Annotated in this window: 8 protein-coding genes; 5 read left to right on the forward strand and 3 right to left on the reverse strand. The window is 61.8% G+C overall.

What is annotated here, in order from left to right:
• Positions 1-50: 50 nt before the first annotated feature.
• From dsbG to dsbD, 3 genes are read right to left on the reverse strand one after another with little or no spacing between them, the layout of a single operon-like run.
• Entirely contained in the window at positions 51-821 is a 771-nt protein-coding gene (gene dsbG, locus PMI32_RS04350; RefSeq protein WP_008033705.1) for a thiol:disulfide interchange protein DsbG, read from the reverse strand.
• Positions 797-1,663 (reverse strand): prolipoprotein diacylglyceryl transferase family protein, encoded by an 867-nt coding sequence (locus PMI32_RS04345; protein ID WP_008033707.1) that lies wholly within the window; start codon positions 1,661-1,663, stop codon positions 797-799. Before PMI32_RS04345 ends, dsbG begins: the two co-directional genes overlap by 25 nt.
• Complete coding sequence (dsbD, locus tag PMI32_RS04340; RefSeq protein WP_008033709.1) at positions 1,663-3,399, reverse strand: protein-disulfide reductase DsbD; 1,737 nt, start codon at positions 3,397-3,399, stop codon at positions 1,663-1,665. The genes PMI32_RS04345 and dsbD overlap by 1 nt, the downstream gene beginning before the upstream one ends.
• Before the next feature lie 155 nt (positions 3,400-3,554).
• Here dsbD and PMI32_RS04335 point away from each other — a divergent pair, with 155 nt between their 5' ends.
• The 5 genes from PMI32_RS04335 (at position 3,555) to PMI32_RS04315 (ending at position 8,055) form a co-directional block, all read left to right on the forward strand.
• A complete protein-coding gene (locus PMI32_RS04335) occupies positions 3,555-4,238 on the forward strand; it encodes a response regulator (protein WP_008033711.1) in 684 nt (227 codons plus the stop codon).
• On the forward strand, positions 4,235-5,560 hold the full coding sequence (locus tag PMI32_RS04330; RefSeq protein WP_032829109.1) for an ATP-binding protein: 1,326 nt from the start codon (positions 4,235-4,237) through the stop codon (positions 5,558-5,560). The genes PMI32_RS04335 and PMI32_RS04330 overlap by 4 nt, the downstream gene beginning before the upstream one ends.
• A gap of 209 nt (positions 5,561-5,769) precedes the next feature.
• Positions 5,770-6,255 carry a GNAT family N-acetyltransferase gene (locus PMI32_RS04325; protein WP_008033715.1) on the forward strand — a complete coding sequence of 162 codons (486 nt, stop codon included), beginning with the start codon at positions 5,770-5,772 and terminating at the stop codon, positions 6,253-6,255.
• Between the two features lie 77 nt (positions 6,256-6,332).
• The gene (locus tag PMI32_RS04320) at positions 6,333-7,745 is read left to right on the forward strand and encodes an aspartate aminotransferase family protein (RefSeq protein ID WP_008033723.1); all 1,413 of its coding nucleotides are present in this window, start codon (positions 6,333-6,335) and stop codon (positions 7,743-7,745) included.
• Positions 7,746-7,827: 82 nt separating this feature from the next.
• Positions 7,828-8,055: an MbtH family protein gene (locus tag PMI32_RS04315; RefSeq protein ID WP_008033724.1), complete on the forward strand. Its 228-nt coding sequence runs from the start codon at positions 7,828-7,830 to the stop codon at positions 8,053-8,055.
• The last annotated feature ends 336 nt before the right edge of the window (positions 8,056-8,391 follow it).

Genomic DNA, 8,391 nt, shown 5'->3' on the forward strand with positions numbered 1-8,391 from the left:
GGCTTGCCGGCGATGGCGGCAGTGAGATCACCACACCACTGACGGAAAAACTATTTCGGCCCGAGAATCTTCACCAACTTGTCCGGCGACGGCGCGCCTTGCTGCTGTTGCAGCTCGCCCTTGTCGTCCATGTAGAAAATCGCCGGAGTGGCCTGCAATTCCAGGTCTTCCATCAGCTGCATGTTCGCCGCCAGTTTCGCCTGAATCGCCGGCGGTACTTCTTTCAGCGCCTTGAGCGTACTGGCCTTGCCAGCCCCTTCGTGGTCTTGCAGGGCTTTTTGCGGATCCTTGGCGGCAAGCAATGCCGCGGATTTGCCCGGACTGTCTTCACGAATGATGCCGACCATGATGTGCCGCAACTGCACCTTGCCGGCCTTCACCCACGGCCGCGCCTGTTCCCAGAACACGTTGCAGTAAGGGCAGTTCGGGTCGCTGAACAGGTACACCACGCGCGGCGCATCCTTGTTGCCGTCACCGATCCAGTTGCTCGCTTCCATCTTGCCCCAGATTTCCTTGGCCATCGGCGCGTACACCAGTTTCTGCAACGGCGCGCTGCTCAGGTCTTTGCCGTCGGCGTCGTACAAATTGCCCAGCAACACATGTTTGCCATCCGGTGTCAGGTACAGCGCCATGCCACGGTTCTGGTACTGCGCGGCATAACCGCGCAAGCCATCGGGCGCGTCGAACTGGCCGACGATTTTCGCGCCCTTGGCTTCGATCTTCTTGATTGCTTCGGGCAACTCTTCGGCAGCCTGTACCGACGGCAGGTGCAGCAGGGCGGCGCCCAGGGTCAGCGTCAGCAGGTGGCGGAGGCGGGGCATGGCAGTTTCCTTGAAGAAGTGGACGGTGTGGCCGGATTCGGGGTGTCAAAGTTTTCCAGGGCGCGGGCCAGGCTGGCGTCCGACAGTTCGCCCAAGTGACTGCCCAGCAGGCGACCTTCAGGGCTATAGAACAGCGTAGTCGGCAATGCCATCGAACCGACGGCCTGACCCAATCGACCGCTGCCGTCGAACAGTACGTTGGACAGGCTCAGGCCCTGGGTTTCCAGAAAGGTGCTGACGCTTTGCATGCTTTCCGCCTGATTGACGAACAGGAAGGTCAGGTCCGGGCGGTGTTGCTGAGCGTTTTCCAGCACCGGCATTTCCCGGCGGCACGGCGGACACCAGGTGGCCCAGAGATTGATCACCAGCGGCCCGCCTTTGTAATCCGCCAGTTGCACCGTTTCACCGGCGGCATTGCGCAGGGTGATGTCTGGCAGGCGCGTGCCTTGTTCGTAAATGCTCAGGGAGAATGTCGCGAGCAGCCAGAACGCCAGGCCACTGGCCACGCCAAAGCCCAGTGGGCGACGTAAACCCGGTTGACGCCAGCCTCGATACACGGCGGCCAGCAGCAGCGCGATTACACCCGGCCAGGCGAGAAAGCCACCGTCGCGCAGGTCGATGACTTGCCACGGATCGTCACGATAATGTTTCCAGTACAGCGCGACGAAACTGATTCGGGCCGCCAGCATGCCCAGCAGGAACAGGCTGAACAGCGCCGACTCGGGATTTTCACCGCCACGCTTGGCCGCCCGCCAGCCGACAAACGTCGCCAGCGCCAAGGCACTGATCAGCAGCAGGTGGTTAAGCGCGATGGCAAACGTGCCGAGGGTAAAAGTCAGCATTAACGGGCGTCTCGGGTGGTGGTCCAGCGTTGCAGGAAGGTGTCGGCATCGACCTCGCCGGTGATGCGCTGGCTGCGACGTTCGATGCCATCGGCGCCGATCCACAGAAAACTCGGTGGCCCCGGCACTTTATAGCGGCCAAGCAGTTCGCGGCTGGCGGCATTGTCGGCGGTGACGTCCAGACGTAGCAAGCGCACATCGCTCAAGGCGTCGAGCACGCGGGGTTGGCCGAACACCTGTTTTTCCATGACCTTGCACGACACACACCAGTCGGCGTAGTAGTCCAGCAGCACCCATTGGCCCTGAGCTTGTGCGGCATCGAGCTCCCGTTGCAGAGTGGCCGGGTTCTTGATTGTGGTGAAAGCGTCGTGGCCGACCGGGCGGGCGGCATTGCCCGCATTGGCAGCGCTATAGACCTGCAGCGGTTTCAACAGGTCATCACCGCCGCCCGCCGCACCGATCATCAACAGACTGCCCCACAAGCCGAGCAGCAATGAGCTGGCACCGAACAGATGCGCGACCCGCCCGAAACCTTGCGACTGCTTCCAGGCGCTGTAGGCGGCAATCAGCAACAACGCACCGCACAGACCGATCCACAGCGATTCATCCAATACCGGGCGCAACATCAACAACGCGGTGGCGAGGAACAGGAAGCCGAACACGCCTTTGAGCAGGTTCATCCAGGCCCCGGGTTTGGGCAGGAAGCGGTTGCCGACGGTCACCAGCAACAACAGCGGCACACCGATGCCGATGCCCATGGCAAACAGAATCAACCCGCCGTGCAGCGCATTGCCGCTTTGTGCGATGTAGAGCAGGGCGCCGGCCAGCGGGGCGGTCATGCACGGACCGACCAACAGACCGGACAGCGCGCCCAGCACACCCGCGCCAATCAGGCTGCCACCGCGCTGATTACGCGAGACGTTTTCCAGCCGATCGCGCACGGCGACCGGCAGTTGCAGCTCGAAGAAGCCGAACATCGGCAACGCCAGCAGCACAAACACGGCGGCGAAACTGCCCAGCAACCAAGGGTTTTGCAGCAGTGCCTGCAAATTCGCACCGAGCAACGCCGCCAGAACGCCCATCGCCGCATACACCAGCGCCATGCTCACGACATAGCTGGTGGCCAAGGCAAATCCGCGTTTGGGCGTCGCGCCACTGCCGACAATCATTCCGGCCAGAATCGGCAGCATCGGCAACGAGCAAGGGGTGAAGGCCAGCAGCAGGCCCAAACCGAAGAACACCAACAAGCTCCAACCCAACGCCCGTTGTTGCAGGCTGCTGGCCAGGGCTTGATCCGGCGCTTCATTGGCCGCCGAAGCGACAGTGCTGCCGCCCAGATCCACGACCTGGGTTTGCGGTGGATAACACAATCCGGCATCGGCGCAGCCCTGGAAGCCGACCTTGATCCGGCCGGTCGCACCCGCCGGGATCTTCAGCTCCAGGCCCTGGCGATAAACCGGCTGTTCACCGAAGAATTCATCACTGTGAGACTCGCCTTCAGGTAACACAGGGTGCAGCTCAGCGGGCAACCCATCGAACTTCAGGCGTTTCTGATAAAGGTAATAACCGTCGGTGATCTGCCAATAGAGTTGCGTTTCACCCGACTCAAGGCGCTCGGACGTGAAGACGAACGCTTTTTCCACTGGCAGGAATTCAGGTTTGGTTTCGAACGGATTGGTTCCAGCCTGGGCCAGACCCGAGATCAAGAGAGCAAAAAACAAAAACAATCGACGCATTGGGTAAGCCTTGTCCCTGTGCAAGTGAGGTGCACAATGTGGGGCGGCGATTAACCGATGATTAACCGTGACGGCCTTGTGACAAAGGCACTTGCGGCATAATGTCCGCTTAATCGGCCACCGGCCTAATCACCTTTTTTTCAACAGGTCTCACCATGCACGTACTGGTTTGCGAAGACGATGAGCTGATCGCCAGCGGCATTGTCGCCGGCCTCACTGCCCAGGGCCTGACGGTGGAGCACGTCAACACTGCCTCGAAGGCCCGGGCCATGCTCAAGGTCGCCGAGTTCGACGTGATGGTGCTCGACCTCGGTCTGCCGGATGAAGACGGGCTCAAGCTATTGCAGCAGTTGCGCCATCATGGCCTGGAGATTCCGGTGCTGATCCTCACCGCCCGGGATTCGGTGACCGACCGCGTCGACGGCCTGCAAGCGGGGGCCGACGATTACCTGCTCAAGCCGTTCGACCTGCGCGAACTCGCCGCACGCCTGCACACGTTGTTGCGACGGGTGGCAGGGCGCAGCGTCAACCTGATCGAACACGGCCGCTTGACGTACGATCCGAGCAGCCGCGAAACCATGCTTGGCGGTCAGCCAGTGGACCTTTCCCGTCGCGAACAGTCACTGTTGCAAGCCTTGCTGCACAACCGTGGCCGGGTGCTGTCCACGGAGCAGTTGAAAGACAGCGTCTATGGGTTCAACGACGAACTGGAAAGCAACGCCCTCAACGTGCATATCCATCACCTGCGGCGCAAACTGGGTAATGGCATTGTCGAGACCGTGCGCGGCCTGGGCTATCGCCTGGGGCCGGCCGATGATGGAGAGGAAGTGAAAAAGTGATGAGCCTGCGTTTGCGCCTGAGCCTGACGCTCGGCGCCGCATTTGCGCTGATCTGGGCCCTGGCGGCGGCCTGGATGCTCAGCGACCTGCGCAACCAGATGATGTTTTCCCTCGACCAGCGGCTGGTGGCGTCGGCGCGCATGGTCGCCGGCCTGATGGAGCAACTGCCGCCGTTGCCGACCAAGGGCGAGGGCACCCATTTCAGTGCCGAACAACTGAATATTCCGGGCGGCATGGCGTGTCAGGTCAGCTCGTTGCGCGGCGAAATCCTCGCCCGCAGCCACACCGATCCACAACAAACACTGCAAGCCGAAAAAATGGGCTTCCACGATCAGATGATCGACGGCGCACCGTGGCGCAGTTTCACCCTGGCCCGTGGCGATCTGCGCATCACCACCGCTGATCGGCAAATCGAACGTGAAGCGCTCAACATGTCGATCCTGTTGGCCGCTTCGGTGCCGGTGGGCGTGGCGTTGCTCGGTTGCCTGTGCCTGCTGTGGCTGGGGATCGGCCAGGGCCTGGCGCCGCTGAACCGCATGCGCGATGCCTTGATGCGACGCAGCGCCGACTCGCTGGAACCCTTGCAGATTCAGCCGCTGCCCAGTGAGTTGCAACCGTTGCTGGACACTCAGAACCAGCTGTTCCAGCGCATCGGCAAGACCATCGAGCGCGAACGCCGATTGACCGGCGACGCGGCCCACGAACTGCGCAGCCCGCTGACGGCGATCAAAACCCACCTGCAAGTGGCACGCATGACCGATGGTGCGGCACGGGATCAGTCCCTGGCGCGGGCCGAAGAGGGCGCCGACCGTCTGCACCGCACGCTTGAGCAATTGTTGTTGCTGGCGCGGGTCGAGGGCAGTCTGTCGTTCGACGACGGTGTGCAATGCAGCGCCGAGCAAGTGGCGAAACTGGCGATTCAGGATGCCGCCAGCGGTGATCGTCAGCGGATCAAATTCAAGCTGCCGCCGAAGCTCTCCCATGCGCCGGTGCAAATGCCGGCGGTGCTGTCGATCGCGGCGCTGCGCAACCTGCTGGACAACGCGCTGCGCCATACCCCGAACGACGGTGCGGTAGAACTGAGCCTGGTAACCACCGGCAACCGCGTGCAGTTCGTCGTGCGCGACCATGGACCGGGCATTGCCGAGGACGATATGCAACACCTGACCCAACGCTTCTGGCGCAACGGACAGAGCACCGGCTGCGGTCTGGGGTTGGCAATTGTCCAGGCGATTGTTCAGCGTTGTGGCTGCACGCTGCATTTCGACAGCCGGCCGGATGGCTTGCGGGTTGAGCTGACGATGCCGTTGCAACAAATCTGACCACCACAATCCCCTGTAGGAGCCGGCTTGCTGGCGATTGCATCGACTGGGTCTGCCTGACTCACCGAGGTGTATGCATCGCCAGCAAGCCGGCTCCTACAGGTCGCTGTGTTGCACATCAAATGTAACGTCTCGCCATTGGCGTTCCGACGGCCACCAGCGCTATCGTCCCCGGCAGCTTTTTCTCAATGGATTGAGGTTACAGCGCCATGGAAACCCCCCTACACATCTGCAAGGCAACCCTCGCCGACGCCGGGATCATCAGCCGGATCGTCGAGCGTTCCATTCGCGTCGGCTGCGCGCTCGATCATCGCAATGACCCGCAAACCGTCGCCACCTGGACCCACAATAAAACCGTCGAACACATTCAACCGTGGCTGACCGACCAGCGGCTGTACCTGAACATCGCCCTGTTGCGGGACAAACCGGTCGGCGTCGCGATGGCGGCGATCAGCGGCAATCTTGCGTTCTGTTACGTGCAGCCGGAATGGTTTCGTCGTGGCGTCGGGCAAGCGCTGGTGCGCGACCTTGAAGGCTGGCTGATCGATAACGGGCTGGCTCAGGTACGACTCAACAGCACCCGGACCAGTGAAGCCTTTTACCGGCATCTGGGTTATCAGCCCTGTGCCGAAACCTTCACCGTAGCCGGGCTTCGCGCCATCCCCATGCACAAGGGCCTGACCCCGCCTTCATAGAAAGCCGGGCAAGGGTCTAAATCCTCGGCGCCCTGATGCGTTTCCAGAACAGGAAAACCTTATTGAGGGGTCGAGAGATGTCAGTCGCTACCAGCCTTATGGAAGATCAGTCGGCCCGGATCGCTCCGGCGCCGGCCGAAACGCTTTATCAGTTCAACGAATCGCCATTGCTGGCGCGCCAGAGCCAGCAGGAGTCGAATGCCCGCAGCTACCCGCGACGCATTCCCCTGGCACTCAAGCGCGCGAAGGGCATTTATGTCGAAGACGTCGAAGGCCGCAGCTTCATCGACTGCCTGGCCGGCGCCGGGACGCTGGCCCTTGGGCATAACCATCCGGTGGTGATCGAAGCGATCCAGCAAGTGCTGACCGATGAACTGCCGCTGCACACCCTCGACCTGACCACCCCGGTCAAGGATCAATTCGTCCAGGACCTGTTCGGCCTGCTGCCGCCAGCCCTGGCTGCACAAGCGAAAATCCAGTTCTGCGGCCCGACCGGCACCGACGCCGTGGAAGCCGCGCTGAAACTGGTGCGCACCGCCACCGGCCGCAGCACCGTGCTGTCGTTCCAGGGCGGTTATCACGGCATGAGCCAGGGCGCGTTGAGCCTGATGGGCAGCCTGGGGCCGAAAAAGCCGTTGGGCGCATTGCTCAGCAGTGGCGTGCAGTTCATGCCGTATCCCTACGATTACCGTTGCCCGTTCGGCCTCGGCGGCGCGCAAGGCGTGCAGGTCAACCTGAACTACCTGGAAAACCTGCTGAACGATCCCGAGGCGGGTGTGCAATTGCCGGCGGCAGTGATTGTCGAGGCCGTTCAGGGCGAGGGCGGGGTGATCCCGGCTGATCTCGATTGGTTGCGCGGTCTGCGTCGCATCACCGAAAAGGCGGGTGTGGCGTTGATCGTCGACGAAATCCAGAGCGGTTTCGCCCGCACCGGCAAGATGTTTGCTTTCGAGCACGCCGGGATCATTCCGGATGTGGTGGTGATGTCCAAGGCCATCGGCGGCAGCTTGCCGCTGGCGGTGGTGGTGTATCGCGACTGGCTCGACACCTGGTTGCCGGGCGCGCATGCCGGGACCTTCCGTGGCAACCAAATGGCCATGGCGGCGGGCTCCGCAGTGATGCGTTACCTGACCGAGCACAAGGTTTGCGAACACGCTGCCACCATGGGCGAGCGTTTGAGCGAACACTTGCGCATTCTTCAGCGGGACTTCCCGCAATTGGGCGATATTCGCGGTCGCGGCTTGATGCTTGGCGTCGAACTGGTTGACCCGACCGGCGCGCCGGATGTGCAGGGGCATCCACCGATCTTCGCTCGACTGGCGCCGCTGGTGCAGCGTGAATGCCTCAAGCGTGGGTTGATTCTTGAACTGGGCGGCCGGCATGGCGGCGTGGTGCGCTTCCTGCCGCCGCTGGTGATTAGCGCTGCGGAAATCGATCGGGTGGCGGAGATTTTTGGCCGGGCGATGGCTGCTGCCACTGCCAGCCTCTAAATTTTCCGGGCCCCGCAACGTTCTTTCTACATAACGGCTGCGCACGCAGTGCAGCCCACCCTTACATTGATGGAGATACACTATGACGTCAGTATTCGACCGCGAGGACATCCTCTTTCAGGTCGTGGTCAACCACGAAGAGCAGTACTCGATCTGGCCCGACTACAAGGCCGTGCCGGAGGGCTGGCGCACCGTGGGCAAGAGTGGCCTGAAAAAGGAATGCCTGGCTTACATCGAAGAAACCTGGACCGATATGCGTCCGCTGAGTTTGCGCAAGAAGATGGAAGAGCAGGCGGCTGTGGCTCACTGAAGTCTTCGCACAAAAAGAAGCCCGCTGGACCGATAAGGTCAGCGGGCTTTTTTGCGTCTGCATGTTGTGACGTCGAGCACGAATTTGTAGGAGCCAGCTTGCTGGCGATGGCGGCCTAGTAGCCGACCTGTATTTTTGGTTCGAGTACATATCCATTCCTGCGGTAACGGCCGCTAATGGTTTCGCCCTTACGGCGAGTCCCTTTTTCAAACGCCAAAAAGGAACCAAAAGGCTTTGCCCCTGACGTACGGCCCTTCGCCTAGGCTCAGGGTTCCCTCGCTCCGGTCCTGCTCCGTGGGCCCGCCGCCATCGGCCATCCTTGGCCGGGGGCGGCTA

The sequence above is a fragment of the Pseudomonas sp. GM60 genome (assembly GCF_000282415.1).
Classification (GTDB): Bacteria; Pseudomonadota; Gammaproteobacteria; order Pseudomonadales; family Pseudomonadaceae; genus Aquipseudomonas; species Aquipseudomonas migulae.